The sequence below is a fragment of the Paenarthrobacter sp. C1 genome, assembly GCF_049315185.1.
Classification (GTDB): domain Bacteria; phylum Actinomycetota; class Actinomycetes; order Actinomycetales; family Micrococcaceae; genus Arthrobacter; species Arthrobacter nicotinovorans.
The window spans coordinates 542,209-564,556 of the sequence record NZ_CP186052.1; the positions used below are offsets into that span (position 1 = coordinate 542,209).

Below are 22,348 nucleotides of genomic sequence, written 5' to 3' on the forward strand. Positions count from 1 at the left end.
ATGCAAGGACTGGTGTGGCGCCTCAAGGCGCTCGACCCTGAGGCTTCGGAAAGCCTCAAAGTCATTACGTATTTCGATGCCCTGGTCAACAGCCGGGCCAATGCGGAAATGCTCATCCACGGAGCGGCGGCGCTCTGCGGGTGCCCCGTTGGCTATGCCATGGACGGCAGGAGCGTCTGCGTGGATGCCTCGGGCGGGAAGATCTCCGGGCAGCAGGGCGACTGGCCATCCAGGCCGTTCGGTGTCGACGGGAAGGCCTGGATCCAGCGCCCCGGCCCGGCGTACGCCAATGATGAGCTCATCCTGGAACGGCTCGCCATCGCTCTTGGGATCTTCTGGGACCGCAGGAGCCCTGTGGCTGCAACACGGCGGGCAATGGATACCCTCTTGGACGCTGACGCTTCCGACGACAAGCGCATGGAGGCGGCGCAACTCCTCCATCTGAACCGCGACGCCTTGTACCGGGTCCATGCAACGCCCGGAGCTACCCAGGGATCAGGTCCCACGGTTTTGCTGCACACCCCCTTCGGGGCCATCAAGGCGGCAATACGCCCGGCCGGTGCAATGGTTGAACAGCACGCCCCGGCAGGAATCGGCCTTCCCAAACCTCCCCGCGAGCTTTACCTCTCGTGGGAAACGGCGTTGCTGGCTCTCCGGCTCACCAGCCCGCGCCATCAGATCCAGGACGCCGGCGAGCTCGGCGGCTTGGTAGTCCTGGCAGGGGTGGCCACTGACACAACACGGGAACCGCCTGACCTGACGGCCTTGAAGCGGTTGATCGAGGCTCAGCCCAAGGCGTATTCCCTGCTCGAGGCCATAGCGGAGGCAGGCAGCCTCCGTGCTGTGGCAGGGCAGCTCAATCTGCACCATTCGAGCGTTCAGCACCGGGCGGCGGAGTTTACGACTGCCCTGGGCTTTGACATTCGAACGCCCCAAGGCCGTGTACGCCTCACCCTTGCGTTGGCATTGTTCCTGCTTGCCACCAATACCTTTTGATTGAGCCTCAGCTGACTGCCTTGCTGAGGGCGTCGGCGTTCCTGGGCGCCCCCACGGAGCCGCGCTGAATCAAGCTCGCCGCCAGTTCGGGGGCAGGGGAAACTGATTTCCTGCCCTCGATCTGCCGGATCAGGGCTGACGCCGCCGCCATGCCCATGTCGTAGACGGGTTGCGCGATGACCGTGAGCGGGGGAGTGGTGAGCCGGGTCCACGCGAAATCGTCGTACATCAGGAACGAGACATCTTCCGGGATGGAGAGGCCGAGGTTCTGCACGGCTTCCACCACGCTCAACGCGATGAGGCCGTCCGAGGCGATGATGGCCGTAGCGGGATCCGGGCCGTGGAGCAGCTCGCGCGTAACGCGCATGATGGAGTCGGCGTCGCCGGCGTTGAGGCGGACAAGATCGGTGGGCTGCGGGAGGCCCGCTTCGTCGAAGGCCCTGTGTATTCCGTCCAGACGGTCTGAAATTTGTGAGGAGTCCAGCTTCATCCCGGCAACGTACGGGGCATTGGTCCGGACCGTGGAGACGAAGGCGATCCGTCGGTGTCCGGCCGCGATGAGGTGCTTGGTGGACTCGTAGGAGATGCCTCCCATGTCCACCGCGAACGTCTCGGCATCCAGCCCTTCGGCGGCACGGTCCAGCAGGACCAGCGGACGCCCGGACTCACGGACCTGCCGCAGGTGTGCGGTTTCCACCGAGGAAGCCGGAGCAACAATGAGTCCATCAACCCGTTTGTCCAGCAGCACCCGGACCGCATCCACTTCCGCGGCCTGTTCCTCGTCGGTGTTGATGAGGATGACGTTGTAGCCGCTCTTCTTGGCGGCGTCCGTGATGCCCCTGGTGGCGAGCCCGAAGTGCGGGTTTTCAATATCGCCTACCACCACCCCGATGGTGTTGGATTTGCCGGTGTTCATGCTGCGGGCGAGCTCGTTGGGGCGATACTCAAGTTCCTCGGCCGCGGCGAGGACGCGTTCACGGACGTCGTCGCTGACGGCGCCGTAATTGCCGAGCGCCCGCGCCGCCTGGGCTTTGGACACTTGCGCAGCTTTGGCGACGTCGGCAACCGTCACGTCCCGCCGTCGGGATCCGTCAGTGCTCATGTTCACCTTTCCGAAAGGGTGTTGACGCGGCTTTGTGAGTTCCGCTACATTTCAATCAATCGATGTGAGTCCGGTCTCAATCCTAGGGACTGAGACCGGACTCAGCAAGACCCGACATCGAGCAATATCTCCAGCGGCTCCTGACAGCACCGCTTTCCCTCCCACGATTGGACAACGCTGTGATCAAAATGAACTTCCGCCCGGCAGCGCTCGCAGCCACAGCCTTGGCGGCCATCCTCGCCCTTTCCGGCTGTGGTGGATCCTCGGCCAGCAGCTCACCGTCAGCCGACAACCCCTATGGACTCATCCAGCCCGGCACCATCCGCGTAGCAAGCCTCGGTGACTCCAAGCCGTACACCTTCACCGATGGCACCGGGAACTTCACAGGGTTCGACGTTGAACTCTTCAAGGACGTGGCCCACCGGGCAGGCGTGGACAATGTCGTCTTCACCGGCCAAGACTTCTCCGGGCTTCTGGCAGCGGTATCCAACGGCCAGTTCGACGTCGGCGTGGCCGCTATCGGAATCACCGACAAGCGCAAGGAAACCGTGGACTTTTCCGACGGATACCTGGCCGGTTACCTGACGGTCATCACCACGAAAACCTCTGGCATCAAGGATGTGGACGGGCTGAACGGCAAGCGCCTGGGCGTGGTCCAGGGCACCCTCCAGGAAGCCTATGCGGTGAAGAACTTCACCTCCGCCCAGCTTGTGAAGTTCCCTGACAACAACACGGCCATAGCCGCCGTCAACAGCGGGTCCGTGGATGCACACTTCCTCGATTACGAGGCCGCCAAGGCTTACCAGGAGCAGTTCGGCCTGGTCAGTGCCGCCGACATCCCCTCCTTCGACGCCCCGGCAGGATTCGCGATCGCCAAGGACAAGCCCGCCTTCAAGGAAGCACTGAACAAGGGCCTCGCCGCCGCGATGGAGGACGGCACCTGGAAGAAGCTCTACCAGAAGTGGTTCCCGGGCTCACCGATGCCCGAGCAGTACCTCCCCAAGGCCGAGCAGACCTCCAGCCCTTCCCCCACGGCCGCCAAGTAAGCCGTTCCGCCCAACCAACCAACGTCTGAGAGCACTCAATGGATTGGCTCAATACCATCAGCCGCACGTTCTTCGACTTTGACGCCATGGTCGAAGTGCTGCCCCAACTCCTCGGAGTTGGCCTCCTCAACACCCTCATCATTTCCATCGCAGCAACCATCCTCGGCGTAGTGATGGGGATGGTGGTGGCGGTCATGGGCATTTCGCGCTCCAAGTGGCTGCGGATCCCGGCAAGGATCTACACGGACCTGTTCCGCGGGCTTCCCGCCATCCTCACCATCCTGCTGATCGGCCAAGGATTTGCCCGGTTGAGCCAGTCGGTCTTCGGTCCTTCTCCCTACCCCTTGGGAATCATTGCGCTGAGCCTCATCGCCAGTGCCTACATCGGAGAGATCTTCCGTGCGGGGATCCTCAGTGTGGACAAAGGCCAAGGAGAGGCGTGCCGCGCACTGGGAATGAGCTACACCAAATCCATGGCGCTGGTAGTGGTGCCGCAAGGCGTTCGCCGGGTACTCCCGGCCTTGGTGAACCAGTTCATCGCCATCGTCAAGGATTCCTCCTTGGTCTACTTCCTGGGCCTCCTTGTCAGCGAGCGGGAACTGTTCCGGGTGGGCCAGGACGCGGCGGTGCTCTCCGGCAACCTCTCGCCGTTGGTCATGGCGGGCATTTTCTACCTGATCATCACCGTTCCCCTGACCCACCTCGTCAACTACTTCGACAACAAGTTCCGCACCGGCCGCCGTCGTCCCACGGCACCCACCAGCGGGCTGAAGGAAGTCAAGGAACTCGACGCGGCCTCGCCGCTCATCACCGGGAGCAACACGTGAACCTCACCAGCAGCAGTGCAACCAGCACCAACAAGACCAGCCAGGACATCGAAAAGTTCCACGGATCCAGCCTGGAACTGCAGAACCTGACCATGGCCTACGGGGACGTGGAAGTACTCCGCAACGTCAGCCTCACCGTGGCCCCGGGCACCACCACCTGCATCATCGGTCCATCCGGCTCCGGCAAGTCCACGCTCCTGCGCGGCGTAAACCGCCTGCACGAGCCCAAAAGCGGCGACGTGCTCCTGGCCGGCGAAAGTGCCCTCAAGGTGAAGCCTGACATCCTGAGGGCCCGCATCGGCATGGTGTTCCAGCACTTCAACCTCTTCCCGGATCACACGGCCCTGGAGAACGTCGCACTCGCACTCTGGAGCGTCAAGGGCATGTCCAAGGCCGAGGCCAGGGAGCGCGCCCGGCGCCGACTCGCCGAGGTCGGTCTCGCCGAACGCGCCGACCACCGGCCCCGGGACCTTTCCGGAGGGCAGCAGCAGCGCGTCGCCATCGCACGGGCTCTGGCCATGGAACCGGAGGTCATGCTCTTCGATGAAGCCACCAGTGCGCTGGATCCGGAACTCGTCAAGGGCGTCCTGAACCTCATGGCCGGGCTGGGCCGGCGTGGCATGACCATGCTGGTGGTCACCCACGAGATGGGCTTTGCCCGTAAGGTCGCCGACCAAGTGGTGTTCATGGACGAAGGCGAGGTAGTGGAGATCGGCACACCCACCGAGCTCTTCGACAACCCGCGCAGCGAACGCCTGCAGCGGTTCCTCTCGGAAGTCCTGTGATGGGCGGGGCAACAGCGGCACCCATTAGGACCGCCGTCGTCGGATTCGGTGTTTCCGGCAAGGTCTTCCACACACCGCTCATCGAAGCGGACCCGAACTATTCGCTGGACGTGATTGTGACGGCGGACCCGGAACGGGCCGCCGAGGCCGCTCGCCTCTACCCTCAAGCCAGGATCGTGCCCACACCGGAGGACATGTTCAACCGCGCCGCCGAGCTGGACCTGGTGGTGCTGGGAACCCCGCCGCTGACGCACCTGGAACTCGGGGCAACGGCGATCGCCCATGGCTTGAACGTGGTGGTGGACAAACCTTTCGTGTCCACGGTTGCGCACGGCGAGGAGCTGCTGGCCCGCGCGTCCGACGCCGGTGTGCAGCTTACGGTCTTCCAGAACCGCCGGTGGGACGCTGACTTCCTTACGCTCCGGAAGCTTGTGCGGGACGGCGGGCTTGGCGAAGTTCGCACCTTCGAATCCCGGTTCGAGTGGTGGCGGCCCGAAGGTTTCGGTAACTGGCGCGATTCGGCAACGCTGGCCGAAGGCGGCGGGATCCTCCACGACCTCGGGGCGCATTTGATAGACCAGGCGATCCAGCTTTTCGGGCCGGTTGCGGAGAGCTACGGCGAGGTCGCCAACCACGGGCCGCATCCTGAGGCTGCGGACACCGAGGCTTTCGTCTCCCTGCTCCACGAATCCGGCGTCCGCTCGCGGCTGTGGATGAACGGCATGGCAGCGCAAGTGGGTCCGCGATTCCATGTGCTGGGCTCCAAGGCGGGCTACACCAAATGGGGACTCGACGGCCAGGAACCCGCGCTGGCAGCGGGCGTCACGCCGTCGGACCCGTCCTACGGTGTGGAGTCCCAGGAGTCTTGGGGCGTTCTGGGAATCGACGGTTCGGCAACGCCTGTCCCCGCGGAAAAGGGCGACTACCCCCGGTTCTACAGGGAACTCGCCGCCTCGCTCCGGGGCCAGGGCCAGCTGCCCGTGCAAGCTGCAGAAGCGCTGGAAACCCTCAGGATCATCGAAAACATTCACGCCTACGCATAACGGCGTTTCACCGCACCAACACATAGAAAGGGAGAACCATGTCCTCCACCAAGCACGTTGCCGTTATCGGAGGCGGCATCCTGGGCGTCTCCACCGCAGTCCACCTGCTCCGCCAGGGCGCCTCTGTGACCCTCCTGAGCGAGCAGGGCCTCGCCAGCGAAGCTACGGGCCGTTCTCTGTCCTGGCTCAACTCGGCCGGTGAACGCTCCACGCCTTACCACCAGCTTCGCGTAGCCGGGGTGGACCGGTACCGCACGCTCTTTGCTACCGATCCCAGCCGCAAGTGGTTGCAATTCGGGGGAGGGCTCATGTGGAACGCGGCCGGGCAGGGCGAAGTCACGGAGGCCCGGCACGCTTACGAAAAGTCCATCGCCTACGACTCCAAACTTCTGGCTCCGGATGAGATCGAGTCGGTCACCCCGGGTATTGATGCACGCGCTGTTCCCGAAAACGCCATTTTCAACCCGGGCGAAGGCTGGGTCAGCCTCCCGGACCTGGTGAACTTCCTGATGGAAGACTTCCACGCCTTGGGCGGCAACCTCGTTCTGAACGCTGGAAAAGTCTCGGTGACGGTCGACGGCGGCCGGGCCGCCGGCGTCGAAACCGCGGCAGGCGATACGTACGCCGCGGACGCCGTCCTGGTTGCCTGCGGTGCCGCAACACCCGCCGTCGTCAAGGCTCTGGGCGTCGACATTCCCAACGGTTCCCCGGTGTCCATGCTTGTGGTGACCAAGCCGGTGGAGCACAATGTCACCGCTGTGATGAACACGCCGCGGGCCGCTGTGCGCCCCAACCCGGGAAATACGTTCGCGCTGGATCACGACTGGTACGAGGAGCGCATCACCGAGCACGCCGACGGTTCATTCACCATCCCCGATGAGGTGGTCCAGGAGCTGGCCGACGAGTCTTCCAAACTCATTGCAGGCAACCCGGAACTGAAGCCGGCGTCGTGGAAAATCGGCTACAAGCCCATTCCGGGGGACGGCGAGCCCGTGTTCGGCGAACTGGGCCAGGTGCCGGGCTGCTTCGTTGCCTTCACACACTCCGGTGCGACGTTGGGGCTCATTGCCGGTGAATTGCTCTCCGGAGAAATCCTGACCGGCGAGAAACACCCGATGCTCGCGACGTTCCGTCCAGGGCGATTCTCGTAGCACTTCCCTCGAGCTCTGAACAGGCCAACGGCCCCGATACGCCATCTGCATAAGCGTGTCGGGGCCGTTGGAGTTTCAGGGCTCGCCGGGCCTGATCGGGCTGGGGGGAAAGGAAACCGATCAGGCCCGGCGGGGTTTGGGGGTGGTCTATTTGGTGGTTTCGGTGCGTTGGGTGCCGGTGAAGGCGAAGGCGATGGTGGAGGTGGCGCCTTGGAAGGTGTTGTCCGCGGTGGTGGGGAACGCGGTGGTGACTTTGAGGTTGTCGGTCTTGGCCGAGGTCAGGGAGGTGAGGCTGTTCAGGGTTTTGTTCGCTGCGATGACGGGGCCGTTGGCCAGGACGGTGGTTTTGGTGCCGGCGCAGGTGTAGGGGCGGCGGTGCCGGTCCAGGGGTGGAGCAGTTTTCGATGGTCAGTTGCAGCCCGTTGGTGGTGTCGGTGGTGAGGAGGGAGGCGGTGGCGCCGGCGGAGGTGGTGAGGGTGACGTTGTTCAGGTCGGAGTTGCCGGTGTTGGCCAGGGTGACGAGTTTTTCGACTTTGTCGCCGGGCAGCAGGCCCGCGATGGGGACGTTGAGGGTGTTGGCTGGTCCGGGGCGCCCAGGGCGATGGTGACGGTGCCTGCGGTGACGGCTTGGGAGGCGGAGGTGGAGGAGGTGAACGCGCCGTAGGTTCCCATGCCGGCGACGGCGGCTGCGGTGCCGACCAGTGCGACGGAGGCGAGGATTTTGCCGGAGGTGGTCTTGAGGCTGATGGCCATGGGGATCAGTGTCCTTTCGTGTGGCCACCGTGAGACCGGCCGGCCGTTTCTCCAGCCTGTGTGGCTGACAAGAAATACTTTGCCGGGCCTGGATCAAGAACCAATCCTGCAAACCCACAACACTTCCTCAGGAAACCCTCAAGAAAACCGCACCCACTGCTTGCTCGTCCCGGCTCTCAATGCCAAGCGACCAACGAAGTTTCCGATCGAGCAGTTTTGGAGAAGCCCCACGGGCCGCCGGGTCATAGCGTTGATGGTGTCAAGCAAAAAGACCAGGGAGAGAGATCGCCATGACGGACAACCAGCAAACGGCTACCAAAGAAAAGTCCTACGACGGCTTCACCGAGGACGAACGCGCGGCCATGAAAGAAAGGGCGCAGGAGCTGAAGAAGGCGCCGCGCAAGAAGGCCTCCAAAGCCGACGGTGAGGCCGATGTCCTGGCCAAGATCGCCGAGATGCCCGAAGCGGACAAAGCCATGGCCGAACGCCTGCACGCCCTGGTCAAGGAACACGCGCCGGAACTGACCCCGAAAACCTGGTACGGAATGCCCGCTTATGCCCGGGACGGAAAGAACATCGTGTTCTTCCAGAGCTCCCATAAGTTCAAGGCCCGCTATGCCACGCTCGGCTTTGAGGAGAATGCAAAGCTTGACGACGGCGACATGTGGCCCACGTCGTTCGCCCTCAGGGAGATCACGCCGGCTGTTGAAGCGAAGATCGTCGAACTGCTGAAGAAGGCACTCGCCTGACAGTCGGACTTCCAGCTCGGGCGGCCGCTACACCGGCTGGCTGTTGGCCGGCGGCAGGTCCGGGTTGACCGGCTCAAGGTCAGGGTCTTCCGCCGTCCACACCTGCACGATGGCCCAGGTGACCGCGGCGATGGGTACAGAGAGGACGGCGCCGATGATGCCGGCCAGGATGGTGCCCGCCGTCAGTGCCATCAGGATCACCAGGGCGTGCAACTGCAACGACTTGCCCATGACCACCGGCTGGAGAAGGTCGCCCTCAAGCTGGTTGACCGCGATCACTGCAATGACCACGATGAGTGCCACGATCGGACCGTTCGCCACGAGGGCCACCAACGCCGCCAGAATGCCGGCGACGGTAGCACCCACCAAGGGGATGAACGCGCCAATAAAGACGATGATCGCCAGGGGGATGGCCAGCGGCACTTGGAGGATCAGCAGCACGGCTCCGATGGCGACTGTATCCACCAAAGCCCAATCGCCGTCCCCGCACGTAACCGCCCAGTACTTCCATGGTCCGTTTGCCAACGCGGCGGAGCTTTGCTTCGCGAGTGCCCTTGAACGGACGCAGGAAGAAGTCCCAGATCTTGGCGCCGTCCTTGAGGAAGAAGAAGAGTATGACCACCATGAGGCTCGCGCCGGCCAGGAACTCGGTCACCACGGACAAACCGGTCACGGCACCGGAGCGCACTTGGCTGCTCTGGGCGAAGTCCACTACAGCTTGCCGGGCTTGGTTGAGCTGTTCCTGATCCAGGGGAAGGGCCCTGTGAGCAGGAAGTTTTCCAGCTCGTCCAGGCCTTCTGCCGCTTGGCTGATCAGTTCGTCCCACTGGCTGCGCACCGACAGGACGATGATGCTCACAACGCCGCCCAGGACAATCAACAGTCCCAGGAATGCGACGGCGGTGGCGAGACCGCCACGCCAGCCACGGCGCCGGAGCATGTTGACGAACGGGCCGATGGCGGCGGCCAGGATCAGTGAGACAAGGACCGGGATCACCAGCAGCCGGATCTGCAGCAGCGCGAACACCACCACTACTGCCACGACCAGAATCAGGAGAATCTGGGCGGCCCGGATAGCCGTCCGACCCAGTGAGTCCTTCCACAGGTCGGGCTTGGGTTTGTTGCGCGTGGAAAGGGGAGCCGTTTCCTCGGATCGCGTCATGTGAACTCCTGTTCGTTCGCATCGGTCAGCCGATGGGATCAAACGTAAGCCTACTGACTATTTGCGGGGGTGGCTCCTCCTGCGCGGGACAGGGGCCGGCGTGACTAGTAGGTGGGGTCCGGGTTGGGGGTGGGGGAGCCGGGCCGGGGTCGGGAACCGGTGATGGTCCCGGCGTCGGATTGGGGTCCGGTATGGGGCTCGGAGGAAACGGCGTCGTGGGGTCCGGGGGCGGAGGTACGGGGCCGGGGTCGGGCGGGAACGGCTCGGGCTCGTGGGCTGGGGGCAATGTCATGATCTCTCCTCTGCGTTCTGGTGAATGGTGCTCGGGGTAGATACCAGCAGCCTAGGCGCGGGCCCCTTGCTGCGCCACCACTCCGTGGGTTGTTTCAATTTTTAGGTCATATGACCTAGAATCGGATTCATGAAAGATCATCTCAAGCTCGATACCTCCGGTCCAGTGCTGATTGTCGGCGGTTACGGAACGGTCGGCGCAGCGCTCACGCAGCATGCACAGGGGGAGTGGCCGCTTCTCCTGACCGGCAGGAACCCGGACCGCGGGAGCCACCTGACCAATGACAGAGTGACTGTCCGGGCATGGGACCTCAACCAGTCCGAGCCCTTCGAAGCGCGGGTCCGGGCAGTAATCAGTACAGTCAATGACCCCGATGACAGGGTGCTTCGGGCAGCTGTAAGCGCCGGGATTCCGTACGTTGATGTCACCCGTTGGACCAGCCGGGTCACCCGGGCCGTCACCCTGTCCACCCTGTTGCAGCCCACGGCGCCTGTGCTGCTCAGTTCGGGGTGGATGGGTGGCGTCACCAATACCGTGGCCGCAGCCCTGGCCCGGGAAGTGGGCGGAGCAGCCGAGGTGGACATTTCCATCAGGTATGACGTCAATGACCAGGCCGGGGCCGACTCCGTTGACTTCATGGACCGGCTGGGACTGGAGTTCGAAGCCCGCAAAGGCGGCAAGGCCGCCGTCGTACGTCCCTTGACCGACACACGCTGGGTGGATATCGCCGGGCACCGCACCAAAGTCGCCAGGCTTGACACCCCCGAGCAGTTCACGCTGCCGCTCACCTTGGGTGCAGGTTCTGTGGCAACGAGGATCGGCTTCAGTTCCAATACATCGACGACGGCGTTGCTCGCCGCGCGCGCGGTGGGGCTGTTCCGGTGGGGCAGCGGCGAGAAATGGGCGCCGCTGCGTCGTTCGCTGCTCTACTCCCCGGGATCGGGCGGGACGGCGCATATCCGGGTGGAAGTGACTGGTCCGGGCGGCACCGGGACTGCCACTATCACCGATCCCCTGGGGCAGGCCCACCTGACGGCAGCGGGTGGACTTCTTGGGCTCCACACGGTGCTCAGCGATGATGCGCGGCCCGGCGTTTCCTTTCCCGAATCGGCGCCCGAACCGGCTGCGCAGCTCGCCAAACTCGAGTCATACGGTGTGACAATATTGAGGTCATGACCGAAAGCAAGGGCGCGCTGCGCAGGGCGGCCCTTCTGGACGCGGCCGAAGAAGTGCTGGTTACCAAAGGCAACGCAAACGCTGCCATGCGGGACTTCGCAGCCGCCGCCGGGGTGCGGGTCGGGCACCTCCAGCACTACTTTCCCACCAGGGCTGACCTCATTCGCGCGGTCCTTGAGCGATCGCTGGAGCGCTCGCTTCATCGGCTCAATGACGTCACCGACGTGGACCTCGCGCCGGAGGCTGCCGGCGGGCTTGGCATGGATGAGTCACAGCGGCTCCTGACCGCGTTGCTCCGGGAACACTCCGACATGGCCGACGTCAGGATGCACCTGGAGATCTGGGCGCTGGCCGCCTCGGATGAAGCAGCTGCCGGGGCCTTGCGGGGCTTCTATTCCCGGTACACCGCGCACGTGCAGGGTCTGGTCCGCAGGGGAAGGCCGGAGCTCCCGGACCAGGAAGCCAACGCAGTGGCCGCCGCAATTGTGAGCTTGTTCGAGGGTGCGGCCGTCACGCGTTCTGATATTGCGGGACTTCGAACAGTGCACGGTGACCAGGCGGTCATCCGTACGGCGCAGTGGTTGATCCACGGGCAGTAGGGGCCAGTCTGTCCCTGCCCCGGCTACCCCGCCCGGACGGGCGCTGAACGGCGCAGGAAAGGCTTCCAAAAAAAGTTTGTACTCCCGCGTAACCCTTTGCCGCGCTCCGACGATTACGTCTGTGAAAGGGCCGGGTTGGAATTTGTCCCCCATCATCTTCCAGCCCGGCTCTTCCATGTCCGGGAGTTCCTGCCGGTCAAGGGTTCGTCCTTTGGCAGGCCCGGCAGAGCAGTTACTCTTGGTGGGGTCGTCCGTTGCGGGAATCGGATGATCTGGCTCCCAGCCTGGACCAACCGCCGATCGAAAGTCCGAAATCTGTGACCGACGCATTGACCGACGAAGCGCTTCACGCACTCCAAGGCAATAACGCGGAACTGTTCAGCGCCGTTTACCAGGCCTATGCAGGCCAGGTTCTTGGGTATTTGACGGCCAAAGGCGTCCCGGACCCGGAAGCAACCACGCAGGATGTTTTCCTCGCTGTCCTTCCACGCCTGGACGAGATCAATGGAGGCGTCAACGGCCTCAGGACCTTTATCTTCTCGGTAGCCCACGCCCGAATGGTGGATGAGCACAGGAAGGAAAGCCGGACACCTGACCAGCACGAGTTTGAGCCCGAGCGGGATGCGCGCGAAGCGAGCTCGGCAGAGGCTGAGGCGATGCTGCGGTTGGCCCCCTACGAGGTGATGGCGTTGCTGGAACACCTCGGCGAAGAGCAGCGGGAGGTCCTGACGCTCCGCATCGTCGCAGGCCTCACCGTGGAGCAGGTGGCCGGAATCATGGGGAAAACCGCCGGTGCAGTGAAGCAGCTGCAACGGCGGGCACTGATCACCCTCCGTGAGCATTCGGCAGTAAAGGAATACGTGTCGCCATGACATACAAGGATTTGGACCGCGGGCAGATCGTGGACGAGCTGCTGCTCGACGCCGGTCTCAGCGACGCGTCCGATATTCGGCAGGCGCTTCTGGCCATGGGTCAGCTTGCCGACGCGGCGGCTCCTCCACCCGGCGCGGAACTCGCTGCCATGCTGGCGGGACCGCATGATGAGGTTTCCAAACGACGTTGGCGGCATAAGCACCGGACCGCAGTAGTAAGTGTTGCCGTGGTTGCGGCGATGGGACTTGGTGCCAGCGGTGTTGCAGCCGCAAGTTCGGGCCTTACGCGGAGCCCGTCGTTCGAGGGTCTGCTGGGCACTGTCGCCCCGCATCGGGCCGCTGCAGCGCCCGCCTTGCCCGCTCCCGATGCTCCCAAGGTCAGCACCGCGCCGGCTCCCTCGGCGGATCCGGCCGCGATCCCGCAGCCCTCTCCGGTGCAGCCAACGCCGGCAACGATGATCCCGATTCCCGCGCAGCAACAGGCACCGGCACCATCCCAAGCAGTACCCCAGACGCCGGCGGGAACCGCGCCCGCTGCTGCCACCGCCGTCGTGCCCGCCGCGAATCCGCCAGCGCCGCAACCGGCCAAGGCTGTGCCGGGAGCGATGCCCGCTGCGCCCACCACGCCGGCGCCTTGGCTGCGGCCCGGTCCGGTGGGCCCAGGCGCCCTGCCCGGCAATGGCCTTTCCGTAGCTTCTGAAAAGGAGGCCTTGGCGCAGCTCAAAGCCGCTGAAGAAAAACTGAAGCAGTGGAAGAAGCAGCTGAAACGGCAGGATCCGGCACAGCCACGTCCGTGATTCCCCGCGTGAGGACGGCAGTAGGCTTGGACCATGATGCACGTCAACGATCCCGCCGTCGTCGAACGGTTGATGCGGACCAAAGGCACGTGGGCCATCGTCGGCCTCAGCAACAACGAGTGGCGTTCGGCCTATGACGTTTCGCTTTACGTCCGGGACAAGATGGGCATGGAGATCATCCCCGTCAACCTCAAGGGCGAGGACGTGCACGGCGAGAAGGGCTACAAAAGCCTGGGGGACATTCCCCTCGACAAGCACCCCATCGATGTTGTGGATTGCTTCGTCAATTCCGAACGTGTTGGTGCGGTCATCGACCAGGCAATCGAGGTCGGCGCCAAGGCGGTATGGCTCCAGCTGGGAGTCTTCGACGACGACGCCACGCAACGCGCAATGGACGCAGGCCTCGACGTCGTGGTGAATTCATGTCCGGCGCGTGAAGGCTGGCATTACGGCTTGTGATTCCTGCGCTGGTTCTTCTGCTAGATTGCTGCTGACTCATCTCTTCAGCCCCGGGGGACGGCCATGTCCGGCGACCATTTTACAATGCCATTTTCCATTCCCAGCAGACGGGCCGCCTTGGGTATCTTCGGCGCGTCCATGGTGGCCGGTCTAGCCGCCTGCACTGCCGCTGAAGGGGCGGAAAGTTCGACGCCGGCGCCTGCGCCGACTGACACGGCAACGCCAGCGGCCTCCCCTTCGGCGACGGCGACGCCCACCCCCACGCCGACCCCCGCAGCAACGAAGCGGATCCGCCGCTCCTTCATTCCGGACTTCCAACTGCCGCCGGTCGTGGGCGGCCTCGCTCCGGTCATCACCAAGATCCCCACCAAGCACCCGGTCGTTTTTCTGACCATCGACGACGGCAACATCAAAACCCCGGAATCGGTCAGGCTCATGGCCGAATACGACTATCCGGCGTCGCTGTTCCTCACCAAGGACACCATCGCTGACAATCCGGCGTTCTTCAACGCCTTCAAAGCTCAAGGCAGCCTGGTGGAAAACCACACGGTCACCCATAACATCAACATGGTGCGCCAATGGGGATATCAGCAGCAGCTCAATGACATGGTGGGAATGCAGGAGTACGCCCTCCAGCACTATGGCCGCCGGCCAACACTTTTCCGTCCGCCGGGAGGCGCATATTCCAACGTGATGCGCCAAGCCGTTGCCGATGCCGGCATGAAAGCCATCATTACTTGGGAAGCCAAAGCCAACGCGGGAAAAATGGATTACCAAGTGGGCAACGCGTTGCGACCGGGTGACATTGTGCTGATGCATTTCCGGGCAGAGTTCGCCGCTGACCTGGCTGCTTTCCGGGCTGCGCAGCTTGCAGCGGGGCTGGAAGTGGTGCTGCTTGAGGACTTCCTGGGCGTGGCGTAGCCGTACCTGCAGCGGTGGCGCTCCAGTAGGCTCGCTCCATGGATGTTTCCCAGCTCCGTGAGATATGCCTTGGCTTCCCGGGCGCCTTTGAGGACTTCCCGTTCGGGCCCGGGACATCGGTCTTCAAGGTCCGTGCCGCCGTCGCCGGTGGTGCCCGGCACGAGGCCAAGATGTTCGCGCTGTCCTCCATGGATCCGGACGACTGGTCCGTGAGCCTGAAGTGCGAGCCTGCGCTGGCCGAACAACTCAGGGCGGCCAATCCGGAAATCACCGGTGCCTGGCACATGAACAAGACCCACTGGAACGGTGTCCGACTGGATGGTGCCCTTCCGGACGGGATGGTCCGGGACATGGTGGAGGACTCCTACGACCTCGTGGTGGCCACGCTGAGCCGCAAGCAGCAGGAGCAACTCGGCTGGGCCCGGCTGGCGCGCCCGCAAGGGGGCTGATGCCCCCTCCCCATGGCGCTGACATCGGACTAGATTGATAGTGCATACCAGGCGACATCAGCCGCAGGGCTGGTCAGGAGCGGTTTGATGGTGGATACGAAAGCACAGGCGCAGCTGTGGAACGTCCCACCGATCGCGCTGAGCCGGTGAAGCGATGCGCAAAGCCCACGGATATGGCCCTGCTTCACTGGATGAGCGAACCACGCGGCGGATGATTGCTTCGCGCACTCGCTCCGGAGTGTTTCCGGACGGTAAAAACCGCCTCACTGACCACGCGACGGAGTCCGGGATGGTCGAAAATTGGGCGGAACCAAAGGGAACTGAACATCCCGACGGGGTGTATCGCCGGTCCCGGACGGAATGCGGAAAGGCTCTCGCGGAGGGACCGTGAAAAGATCACGCTTTGACAAATGTTGATCGAAACTGCGGAGAAATATTGATTTTCGATCATTCGTGGTGAAGTATGTCACACGAAGGTTGGTGCTGCCAGAGCGTCAGCCCAGACTGTCCGACTGGACGGCCCTAGCCGCCGGAGTCGGCCTTACGAGTCACTAGAGGGGTATTGAAATGACCATTCAGCACCAGTCCGTCGGTCGCCGTGGATTCCTGCGCGGGGCACTCGCAGCAGCCGTACTCGTGCCCATGGGGGGAACCATCGCATCCTGTGCTGCCGGGGGAGGCGGCACCACCACCGGCCCCACGGGCACTGTCTCCGACACCAACCCGTTCGGCATGGCTGACAAGGCCACCCTCGACGCCGTGATCTTCAAGGGCGGCTACGGTATCGACTACGTGGATTTCGCCGGCAAGATCTTTGAAAAGACGCACGAGGGTTCCACCGCAAAGATCGCTCCGTCCACGGACATCGCCCAGGAACTTCAGCCCCGTTTCGTCGGTGGCAACCCGCCGGACCTGATCGACAACTCCGGCGCCAAGGCAATCGGCTTCAGCACCATCCTGGCCCAGCTCGAGGACCTCACCCCCGTGGTGGAGGCCAAGAACCTCGAAGGCAAGGTCATCAAGGACACCCTGTACACGGGCGTGCTGGCTCCGGGCACTTTCGACGGCAAGCTTGCCGCGCTGAACTACGTACTGACCGTCTACGCCGTCTGGTACTCGGATTCCCTACTCAAGGAAAACGGCTGGACCGTTCCCAAGACCTGGGATGAAATGTATGCGCTCGGCGAGCAGGCAAAAGCCAAGGGCAAGTACTTGTTCGTGTGGGGCAAGGAAGCCGCCACGTACTACCAGGAACTCGCCATCGCGTCCGCCATCAAGGAAGGCGGGGACGAAGTCCGCCTCGCGCTGGAAAACCTCAAGGAAGGTTGCTGGTCTCACCCGGCCATCCAGTCCGTCTTCACCGCACTGGACAAGATCGTGAAGGCCGGCTTCTTCAAGCCCGGCGGCTCGGGCACGCAGTTCACGGCCGCCCAGGCGCAGTGGAGCAACGCCCAGGAGGCTGTGTTCTACCCGTCGGGTTCGTGGATCGAGAACGAAATGAAGGACCAGACGAAGGCCGGCTTCAACATGATGGGCGCCCCGGCGCCCTCGGTCAGTGCCAGCCCCAAGATGCCTTACACCGCCCTCCACAGCGCAGCCGGCGAACCGTACATCGTCCCGTCGCAAGGCAAGAACGCGGCAGGCGGCAAGGAAATGCTCCGCATCATGCTGTCCAAGGAAGCTGCAACCAACTTCGCCAAGACCAAGTTGGCTCCAACGATCGTCAAGGACACCGTTCCGGCAGACGGCTTCGGATCCACCGCGCTGGTCTCGCAAACCAAAATGCTGGGCGATGCCGGCGACGACGTCTACTCCTGGAACTTCATCGACCTTTACGGAACCAACAAGGACCAGCTCGTTGTCTGGAACACCTTCCTGGACGGCAAGTCGGACGTTGCAACCCTGACCTCCGCACTGCAGAACATCACCGACAAGGTCCGTAACGACAGCTCGGTCAAGAAGATCGAAGTGAAGTGACCGTAGTGAAAACACAGCAGAGCCGGAACGACGACGGCCTGGCCGCCGTCGTTCCGGCCGCAGCTCCACAGCAATTGGTCAAGCGGCGGCGCAAGCCGCTGACCTGGGACAAAGTCAGCTTCTTCGCGGTATTCCTCGGACTTCCGCTGGCGATCTACCTGTTGTTCGTGATCTGGCCGTTCATCCAGGCATTCGGCTACTCGCTGACGGACTGGTCCGGCTTCTCGCCCACGCAGAACTTCATCGGCCTGGAGAACTACACCAAGATCTTCACGGACGATATCTTCATGAAAGCCATGGGGAACAACATCCTCCTGGTTATTTTCCTGCCGATCATCACCATCATCCTGAGCCTGGTGCTGGCTTCCCTGGTGACCGTTGGCGGAAGCAGCAAGGGGCAGATCAAGGGCCTCCGGAATTCCAGCTTCTATCGGGTTGTGTCATTCTTCCCGTACACGATTCCCGCGATTGCCATCGGCATCATGTGGGGGCAGATCTACGATCCTTCGGGCGGTCTGCTGAACGGCATCCTTACAGGGCTGGGTCTGGACCAGTTCAAGGACTTCGCCTGGCTGGGCAATAAGGACACTGCCATGATCGCCACGATGTTCGTGATCGTGTGGGGCTTCGTTGGCTTCTACATGGTCCTGTTCGTTGCAGGCATCAAGGGCATTCCCGCTGAACTCTTCGAAGCGGCAAGGATCGACGGCGCGGGCCGCTTCCGCACCGCTGTGTCCATCACCATTCCGCTGATCCGGGACAACATCCAGACCGCCTACATCTACATGGGCATCCTGGCATTGGACGCGTTTGTCTACATGGCCGCACTGAACTCCGGCGGTGGTCCGGACAACTCCACACTGGTCATGGCGCAGCAGTTGTTCTTCACAGCCTTCAGCAAGGGGCAGTTCGGTCTCGCCAGCGCCATGGGTGTCGTGCTGGCCATTGCGACGCTGATCTTCTCCGGATTGGTCTTCTTGGTCAACCGGCTCACCGGCGGCGATAAGGATGTGAGCCTGTAATGACGACAAAAGTTTCAACTCCGGAAATGAAGTCCCTGCACTTCCAGCCGCGGACCCCGGCAACATCCACGTCCGACAAAGTGGTGGGAGCGGTCTCGCACACTGCCCTGACCATTTGGACGCTCATTGTCATCCTGCCGTTGCTGTGGACGGTCATGTCGTCCTTCAAGACGTCCAGCGAGATCTTTGCTTCGCCGTTCGCCTTGCCGTCCCAGTGGAACCTGGATAACTACACCAAGGCGTGGAGTGAAGCAGGCATCGGAGCTGCGTTCCTGAACTCCGTGCTGGTGGTCGCTGTGGCCCTGGTGATCGTCATGGTCCTTGGCGCCATGTGTGCCTACGTGCTTGCCCGCTACACCTTCCCGGGCAGCAGGGCCATCTACTACCTGATGCTCGCCGGCCTGACTTTCCCGATCTTCCTGGCCATGGTTCCGTTGTTCTTCGTCCTGAAGAACATGGGACTGCTGAACACACTGCCCGGGTTGATTCTGGTCTACGTCGGCTTCGCGCTGCCGTTCACGGTGTTCTTCCTCTTCTCCTTCTTCAAGTCGTTGCCGCACGAAATCACAGAGGCAGCAGCCCTTGACGGTGCGGGGGAGTGGCGGACGTTCTTCCAGGTCATGTTGCCGATGGCCAAGCCGGGCCTCGCCTCGGTGGCCATCTTCAACTTCCTGGGCCTGTGGAACCAGTTCCTGATTCCGGTGTCCATCAACGCCGCCGGTCCACGCGTGCTGTCGCAGGAACTGGCGGCCTTCGCCGGCCAGATGGGCTATGCGGTGGACTTCGGGGCATTGTTCGCCGCGGTGACCGTGACCGTGGTTCCGGTGCTGATCGTGTACATCATCTTCCAGCGCCAGTTGCAGGGATCCGTTTCGCAGGGCACCTCAAAGTAGTACAACAGCGCTAAAGACAGCGTTCGACGGCGGCCCGCACCCCAGGTGCGGGCCGCCGTCGGGCGTTAAGGGCAGCGGGGGAGGGGGCGCGGTCCGGTTCAGTCCCTGCCGGCCTCAATGAATTTAAGGGCGGTGTACCCGGGGTTTGTCAGGAGGACCTCGTGGCTGCCTTCCATACTGACCAGCCGGAAGACACCCAACCTGTTTGATAGCCGGGGGTGCCGTCCCCATTCCCCCTGGGTGATGTCGTTGTCGTCCAAAGGCGCGATGTAGCTGAACGCCTGGGGAACGCGCTCCCAACCTGTCATGTCTGCCGGGTCGGTGAATGCGCCGAAGGGCTGGGGGCGCAGTACATCGTAGATTTCCTGGGCATGTTCGGCGCTTCCATCGTTGAAAAATCCGTCCCTCCACACGAAGAACGGCAGGACCACCGAGCCGTCAGCGCGTTCGTCGGCGCTTGCCTGCAGGGCGGCCCGGAGGTGCGGCGGTAGCTCGTCCACCAGCGCTTTGCCGTGCTCCGGCACGAACGCTGCAAAGTAGACGAGTCGTCGGATCCGTTCGGGCATTTCAATGGCGACCCTGGAGATCAGATAACCGCCCCAGCTGTGGCCCACCAGCACAAAGTCGCTGAGGTTGTGCTCCCTGATGTAATCGATGATCGGCTCGGCCGCACCGTTCAGGTTGACGTATTTGCTGTCGTTCGGCCCCAGCCCACCCGCAGTGGGGGTATGAACTTCGTGCCCTGCCGCCTCAAGGTGGGTGCGAACGGGGTTCCACATTTCGCCGTAGTGCCAAGCGCCGTGTACAAGGACAAACTTCATGGTTCTCTCCGAATCCGGGATCAATTGCCTGTCATCGAAGTATGTTCAACGGCGGACGGGGCCGCTATCGGAAAGACGACGGCGGTCCTATCGGATTCGCGCAGCCTTCAGGACAACGGAGGGCGTCGTGCCGTAGCGGGACTTGAACTGGGTGGAGAACTCACCCAAATGGAAGAAACCGCACTGCAACGCGACCTCGGTGACGCTGGTCCCGTCCGGATCTGATTCCCGCAGAATCCGGTAGGCGGTTTCGAGCCGCTTCATTTTCAGCCATTGGCCGGGCGTCGTGTCCAGCTCGCGGCGAAAGCTTGCCTGCAGGCTGCGGATGCTGATGCCGCAGCAACGTGCGACGCTGCTGAGGCTTACTGGTTCGCCGATACGCTCCAGCATGTACTCGGTTGCCCGGCGGACACGCAAAGACGCAATCCCGCCCGGGCTCCGTGGCTGGAAGGGGGTGGCAACGTCTCCGCTGGGGATGAGGAGGGACTCGATGATGAGCTCTTCAAGGTGAAGGCTCACCCGATGCTGCCAGCTGGAGTCTTTCACCGTCGATATGCTCATGCTGCTTTCGATCAAGCTGCAAAGCAGGGCCGGCGGCAGCCCAAGGGACAAGGGGAGCTCGACTCTTCGGCCTGGCCCAGTGGTCATTGCCTGGCCGGCCACGGTCTCGACGCGATGACGATCCAGCCTCAAAACCACTTGGTCGTAGTCGGCGTCGAGGTCGAATTGAAAGAGGTCATACGGGCCGACAACCACTGCGTTGTCAGGCGTTGCGACGGCGGTCTCCGAGCCGTAGCGAAAAAGTGCGCGGCCGCGGACGGGCATGCTCACCAGGAAGCTGTTCTCGTCGGGCTCAGCCGGCGACACCGTGACTGCAGCGCCGTAGTGCAGCCGGTTGATCGAAAGCGAACCAATCTGCTGATGGTCGAGCCGCGCCGCAAGCCGGGATGTCCTGCCGTTAAGGCGCAACGTGTGGGGGCGCAGTGTCCGCGTACATGCCTCCACCACCTGGTCCTTATCGTGCGCCGGGTCCAATATCCTCCGGGCTGTGGAGCTGAGGGTGGCAGCAATGCGTGAAAGCGTCATTGGGATCTCCACGGCGGAGGGAAGTACAGGAATTCTGACAGTATGGACAGTAAACATGGACGGTAAACCGCAACGCAACGAAAGGCAGCAACCGTGATCTTCATCGTGGTCAAGTTCAACGTCAAGCCGGACTGGTCCGATCGCTGGCTGGATCTCGTCGGTGACTTCACCGATGCTACCCGCGCGGAACCCGGGAACCTGTGGTTCGATTGGTCCCGCAGCGTGGAGAACCCGAACGAATTCGTCCTCGTGGAAGCCTTCCAGGACGATGCCGCCGAGGCGCACGTGAACAGCGAACACTTCAAGAAGGCCATGTCGGACATGCCGCAGGCACTCGCCGAAACGCCGCACATCATCAGCCGCCAGATCGAGGGCAGTGGCTGGGACCGCATGGGTGAGCTGACCATCGCCTAGCCGGAGGGTAGAGGTGGTGCCCGGCTCGAACGAGCCGGGCACCACCTGTTTAACTCCTCAGAACATCCACGGAATCTCCGCGTGGCCGAAGTCGGAGAAGGATCCGAACCGTCCGGCCTTGAACGCGAGCACCTCGCCGTCCCGGTCCCGGCACGTGGTGACCTGGCCGAAGAAGACCTGGTGATCGCCGACGTCGTACTTCTGCACAACGGTGCAATCCGCCTGGGCGAGGGCGCCCTTGATCACGGGCAGGCCGCTTTCGGTGACGTCAAAGTCTCCGTCGCCGAAGCGGTCACCGCCGCGCACCGCGAACCGCCGCGCGATCGACTCCTGCTTGGACCCCAGGATGGACACCGCGAACTTGCCGCTCTCCATCAGGGCCTCACCGGTTCGGGTACCGAAGTTCAGCGAGATCATCAGGATGGGCGGCTCCAGGCTGATGGATGTCAGCGAACTGATGGTCATCCCGTATTGCTCGTCCTCGTGTTGGGTGGTGACCACGGCAACGCCCGTCAGGAACCGGCCCATGGCCCGGCGCATCCCCATGGCATCGGGAACAGTGAAAAGCGGTGCGAGGCTCATGTCAGTTGCTCCGCTCAGCTGGTGCTGGATCCGTGTAGTAGCGGACTTCGAACATCTTGGCACCGTTCTCGGAAACCCACGGGCCGTGTTCCATGCCGGGCGGGCGGGTAGCCCAGTCGCCGGCTTTGAAGGTCCTGCCCAGGCGCTGGTCAACGAACGAGCCTTCGAAAATGAACACTTCTTCCCAGAAATCGTGGGTGAGGACGCCGTTGGGGGAGGTGTCCGTTCCAGGTTCGAACTTCAGGATTCGGGTGACTGAGTCGTTGTCCGAGTCCCGGGCCAGGATGGCCTCGGACAAACCCTCAATGTGCGGGTTGCAGGGTGCAAAGTCCACCGAGTCCGTGGGCGTGAACTCGAATTCGGGCTTGGCCATGA

Annotated in this window: 25 protein-coding genes and 1 pseudogene; 19 read left to right on the forward strand and 7 right to left on the reverse strand. The window is 63.1% G+C overall.

All coding sequences use genetic code 11. The annotated features are described in order from the left end of the window. The gene (locus ACNAOU_RS02705; protein ID WP_110505419.1) at window positions 1-996 is read left to right on the forward strand and encodes a helix-turn-helix domain-containing protein; all 996 of its coding nucleotides are present in this window, start codon (window positions 1-3) and stop codon (window positions 994-996) included. Window positions 997-1,003: 7 nt separating this feature from the next. Here ACNAOU_RS02705 and ACNAOU_RS02710 read toward each other — a convergent pair whose 3' ends face one another. Then, window positions 1,004-2,098: a LacI family DNA-binding transcriptional regulator gene (locus tag ACNAOU_RS02710; RefSeq protein ID WP_110505421.1), complete on the reverse strand. Its 1,095-nt coding sequence runs from the start codon at window positions 2,096-2,098 to the stop codon at window positions 1,004-1,006. Window positions 2,099-2,286: 188 nt separating this feature from the next. Between ACNAOU_RS02710 and ACNAOU_RS02715 the strand changes: the two genes are divergently transcribed. The 6 genes from ACNAOU_RS02715 (at window position 2,287) to ACNAOU_RS02740 (ending at window position 7,317) form a co-directional block, all read left to right on the forward strand. Continuing rightward, entirely contained in the window at window positions 2,287-3,144 is an 858-nt protein-coding gene (locus tag ACNAOU_RS02715) for an ABC transporter substrate-binding protein (RefSeq protein WP_181423337.1), read from the forward strand. Window positions 3,145-3,182: 38 nt separating this feature from the next. Further along, window positions 3,183-3,971, forward strand: a complete 789-nt coding sequence (locus ACNAOU_RS02720) for an amino acid ABC transporter permease (protein WP_018780091.1) — start codon at window positions 3,183-3,185, stop codon at window positions 3,969-3,971. Then, a complete protein-coding gene (locus tag ACNAOU_RS02725; RefSeq protein ID WP_018780092.1) occupies window positions 3,968-4,756 on the forward strand; it encodes an amino acid ABC transporter ATP-binding protein in 789 nt (262 codons plus the stop codon). Before ACNAOU_RS02720 ends, ACNAOU_RS02725 begins: the two co-directional genes overlap by 4 nt. Continuing rightward, the gene (locus ACNAOU_RS02730; RefSeq protein WP_210078483.1) at window positions 4,756-5,799 is read left to right on the forward strand and encodes a Gfo/Idh/MocA family protein; all 1,044 of its coding nucleotides are present in this window, start codon (window positions 4,756-4,758) and stop codon (window positions 5,797-5,799) included. The genes ACNAOU_RS02725 and ACNAOU_RS02730 overlap by 1 nt, the downstream gene beginning before the upstream one ends. A gap of 38 nt (window positions 5,800-5,837) precedes the next feature. Then, the gene (locus ACNAOU_RS02735; protein WP_422757954.1) at window positions 5,838-6,950 is read left to right on the forward strand and encodes an NAD(P)/FAD-dependent oxidoreductase; all 1,113 of its coding nucleotides are present in this window, start codon (window positions 5,838-5,840) and stop codon (window positions 6,948-6,950) included. A 67-nt stretch (window positions 6,951-7,017) separates the two neighbouring features. Then, window positions 7,018-7,317, forward strand: coding sequence for a hypothetical protein (locus ACNAOU_RS02740; RefSeq protein ID WP_422757955.1), 300 nt, complete (start codon window positions 7,018-7,020; stop codon window positions 7,315-7,317). A gap of 119 nt (window positions 7,318-7,436) precedes the next feature. Here ACNAOU_RS02740 and ACNAOU_RS02745 read toward each other — a convergent pair whose 3' ends face one another. Beyond that, window positions 7,437-7,703, reverse strand: coding sequence for a SipW-dependent-type signal peptide-containing protein (locus ACNAOU_RS02745; protein WP_422757956.1), 267 nt, complete (start codon window positions 7,701-7,703; stop codon window positions 7,437-7,439). A 290-nt stretch (window positions 7,704-7,993) separates the two neighbouring features. Here ACNAOU_RS02745 and ACNAOU_RS02750 point away from each other — a divergent pair, with 290 nt between their 5' ends. Then, complete coding sequence (locus ACNAOU_RS02750) at window positions 7,994-8,452, forward strand: iron chaperone (protein ID WP_422757957.1); 459 nt, start codon at window positions 7,994-7,996, stop codon at window positions 8,450-8,452. Window positions 8,453-8,479: 27 nt separating this feature from the next. On the opposite strand, the pseudogene ACNAOU_RS02755 reads toward ACNAOU_RS02750, so the two are convergent. Beyond that, window positions 8,480-9,613, reverse strand: a pseudogene (locus ACNAOU_RS02755) (AI-2E family transporter). 421 nt (window positions 9,614-10,034) lie between these two features. On the opposite strand from ACNAOU_RS02755, the gene ACNAOU_RS02760 reads away from it, so the two are divergent. The 10 genes from ACNAOU_RS02760 to ACNAOU_RS02805 all read left to right on the forward strand — a co-directional run bounded on the left by ACNAOU_RS02760 (window position 10,035) and on the right by ACNAOU_RS02805 (window position 19,070). Further along, entirely contained in the window at window positions 10,035-11,081 is a 1,047-nt protein-coding gene (locus tag ACNAOU_RS02760; protein ID WP_422757958.1) for a saccharopine dehydrogenase, read from the forward strand. Next, window positions 11,078-11,680 (forward strand): TetR/AcrR family transcriptional regulator, encoded by a 603-nt coding sequence (locus tag ACNAOU_RS02765; protein WP_189076881.1) that lies wholly within the window; start codon window positions 11,078-11,080, stop codon window positions 11,678-11,680. Before ACNAOU_RS02760 ends, ACNAOU_RS02765 begins: the two co-directional genes overlap by 4 nt. 317 nt (window positions 11,681-11,997) lie before the next feature. After that, a complete protein-coding gene (locus tag ACNAOU_RS02770; RefSeq protein WP_039239583.1) occupies window positions 11,998-12,552 on the forward strand; it encodes an RNA polymerase sigma factor in 555 nt (184 codons plus the stop codon). Further along, window positions 12,549-13,349, forward strand: coding sequence for a hypothetical protein (locus tag ACNAOU_RS02775; RefSeq protein WP_422757959.1), 801 nt, complete (start codon window positions 12,549-12,551; stop codon window positions 13,347-13,349). Before ACNAOU_RS02770 ends, ACNAOU_RS02775 begins: the two co-directional genes overlap by 4 nt. A 33-nt stretch (window positions 13,350-13,382) precedes the next feature. Beyond that, entirely contained in the window at window positions 13,383-13,808 is a 426-nt protein-coding gene (locus ACNAOU_RS02780; protein WP_018780017.1) for a CoA-binding protein, read from the forward strand. Between the two features lie 84 nt (window positions 13,809-13,892). Continuing rightward, a complete protein-coding gene (locus tag ACNAOU_RS02785) occupies window positions 13,893-14,729 on the forward strand; it encodes a polysaccharide deacetylase family protein (RefSeq protein ID WP_422757960.1) in 837 nt (278 codons plus the stop codon). 38 nt (window positions 14,730-14,767) lie between these two features. After that, on the forward strand, window positions 14,768-15,178 hold the full coding sequence (locus tag ACNAOU_RS02790; RefSeq protein ID WP_055977125.1) for an MmcQ/YjbR family DNA-binding protein: 411 nt from the start codon (window positions 14,768-14,770) through the stop codon (window positions 15,176-15,178). A 567-nt stretch (window positions 15,179-15,745) separates the two neighbouring features. After that, window positions 15,746-17,155 carry an N-acetylglucosamine/diacetylchitobiose ABC transporter substrate-binding protein gene (gene ngcE, locus ACNAOU_RS02795; protein ID WP_018780013.1) on the forward strand — a complete coding sequence of 470 codons (1,410 nt, stop codon included), beginning with the start codon at window positions 15,746-15,748 and terminating at the stop codon, window positions 17,153-17,155. Beyond that, complete coding sequence (locus ACNAOU_RS02800; RefSeq protein WP_018780012.1) at window positions 17,152-18,177, forward strand: carbohydrate ABC transporter permease; 1,026 nt, start codon at window positions 17,152-17,154, stop codon at window positions 18,175-18,177. Before ngcE ends, ACNAOU_RS02800 begins: the two co-directional genes overlap by 4 nt. Next, window positions 18,177-19,070, forward strand: a complete 894-nt coding sequence (locus ACNAOU_RS02805) for a carbohydrate ABC transporter permease (RefSeq protein ID WP_018780011.1) — start codon at window positions 18,177-18,179, stop codon at window positions 19,068-19,070. Before ACNAOU_RS02800 ends, ACNAOU_RS02805 begins: the two co-directional genes overlap by 1 nt. A 98-nt stretch (window positions 19,071-19,168) precedes the next feature. Here the strand turns inward: ACNAOU_RS02805 and ACNAOU_RS02810 are convergent, their stop codons facing one another. Continuing rightward, window positions 19,169-19,891, reverse strand: coding sequence for an alpha/beta fold hydrolase (locus tag ACNAOU_RS02810; RefSeq protein ID WP_422757962.1), 723 nt, complete (start codon window positions 19,889-19,891; stop codon window positions 19,169-19,171). Window positions 19,892-19,978: 87 nt separating this feature from the next. Beyond that, the gene (locus ACNAOU_RS02815) at window positions 19,979-20,977 is read right to left on the reverse strand and encodes an AraC family transcriptional regulator (RefSeq protein ID WP_413308199.1); all 999 of its coding nucleotides are present in this window, start codon (window positions 20,975-20,977) and stop codon (window positions 19,979-19,981) included. A gap of 93 nt (window positions 20,978-21,070) precedes the next feature. Here ACNAOU_RS02815 and ACNAOU_RS02820 point away from each other — a divergent pair, with 93 nt between their 5' ends. Next, the gene (locus ACNAOU_RS02820) at window positions 21,071-21,391 is read left to right on the forward strand and encodes a putative quinol monooxygenase (RefSeq protein ID WP_079582715.1); all 321 of its coding nucleotides are present in this window, start codon (window positions 21,071-21,073) and stop codon (window positions 21,389-21,391) included. 57 nt (window positions 21,392-21,448) lie between these two features. Here the strand turns inward: ACNAOU_RS02820 and ACNAOU_RS02825 are convergent, their stop codons facing one another. Next, the gene (locus ACNAOU_RS02825; protein ID WP_018780007.1) at window positions 21,449-21,973 is read right to left on the reverse strand and encodes a flavin reductase family protein; all 525 of its coding nucleotides are present in this window, start codon (window positions 21,971-21,973) and stop codon (window positions 21,449-21,451) included. Between the two features lies 1 nt (window position 21,974). Beyond that, on the reverse strand, window positions 21,975-22,346 hold the full coding sequence (locus ACNAOU_RS02830) for a cupin domain-containing protein (protein WP_018780006.1): 372 nt from the start codon (window positions 22,344-22,346) through the stop codon (window positions 21,975-21,977). Between the last annotated feature and the right edge of the window lie 2 nt (window positions 22,347-22,348).

Coding starts and splice junctions, on each gene's coding strand:
- ngcE (WP_018780013.1), top strand. CDS start 15,746: ATGACCATTCAGCACCAGTCCGTCGGTCGCCGTGGATTCCTGCGCGGG.
- ACNAOU_RS02715 (WP_181423337.1), top strand. CDS start 2,287: ATGAACTTCCGCCCGGCAGCGCTCGCAGCCACAGCCTTGGCGGCCATC.
- ACNAOU_RS02805 (WP_018780011.1), top strand. CDS start 18,177: ATGACGACAAAAGTTTCAACTCCGGAAATGAAGTCCCTGCACTTCCAG.
- ACNAOU_RS02780 (WP_018780017.1), top strand. CDS start 13,383: ATGATGCACGTCAACGATCCCGCCGTCGTCGAACGGTTGATGCGGACC.
- ACNAOU_RS02745 (WP_422757956.1), bottom strand. CDS start 7,703: ATGGCCATCAGCCTCAAGACCACCTCCGGCAAAATCCTCGCCTCCGTC.
- ACNAOU_RS02710 (WP_110505421.1), bottom strand. CDS start 2,098: ATGAGCACTGACGGATCCCGACGGCGGGACGTGACGGTTGCCGACGTC.
- ACNAOU_RS02775 (WP_422757959.1), top strand. CDS start 12,549: ATGACATACAAGGATTTGGACCGCGGGCAGATCGTGGACGAGCTGCTG.
- ACNAOU_RS02720 (WP_018780091.1), top strand. CDS start 3,183: ATGGATTGGCTCAATACCATCAGCCGCACGTTCTTCGACTTTGACGCC.
- ACNAOU_RS02830 (WP_018780006.1), bottom strand. CDS start 22,346: ATGGCCAAGCCCGAATTCGAGTTCACGCCCACGGACTCGGTGGACTTT.
- ACNAOU_RS02815 (WP_413308199.1), bottom strand. CDS start 20,977: ATGACGCTTTCACGCATTGCTGCCACCCTCAGCTCCACAGCCCGGAGG.
- ACNAOU_RS02790 (WP_055977125.1), top strand. CDS start 14,768: ATGGATGTTTCCCAGCTCCGTGAGATATGCCTTGGCTTCCCGGGCGCC.
- ACNAOU_RS02810 (WP_422757962.1), bottom strand. CDS start 19,891: ATGAAGTTTGTCCTTGTACACGGCGCTTGGCACTACGGCGAAATGTGG.
- ACNAOU_RS02730 (WP_210078483.1), top strand. CDS start 4,756: ATGGGCGGGGCAACAGCGGCACCCATTAGGACCGCCGTCGTCGGATTC.
- ACNAOU_RS02735 (WP_422757954.1), top strand. CDS start 5,838: ATGTCCTCCACCAAGCACGTTGCCGTTATCGGAGGCGGCATCCTGGGC.
- ACNAOU_RS02765 (WP_189076881.1), top strand. CDS start 11,078: ATGACCGAAAGCAAGGGCGCGCTGCGCAGGGCGGCCCTTCTGGACGCG.
- ACNAOU_RS02825 (WP_018780007.1), bottom strand. CDS start 21,973: ATGAGCCTCGCACCGCTTTTCACTGTTCCCGATGCCATGGGGATGCGC.
- ACNAOU_RS02760 (WP_422757958.1), top strand. CDS start 10,035: ATGAAAGATCATCTCAAGCTCGATACCTCCGGTCCAGTGCTGATTGTC.
- ACNAOU_RS02705 (WP_110505419.1), top strand. CDS start 1: ATGCAAGGACTGGTGTGGCGCCTCAAGGCGCTCGACCCTGAGGCTTCG.
- ACNAOU_RS02785 (WP_422757960.1), top strand. CDS start 13,893: ATGCCATTTTCCATTCCCAGCAGACGGGCCGCCTTGGGTATCTTCGGC.
- ACNAOU_RS02750 (WP_422757957.1), top strand. CDS start 7,994: ATGACGGACAACCAGCAAACGGCTACCAAAGAAAAGTCCTACGACGGC.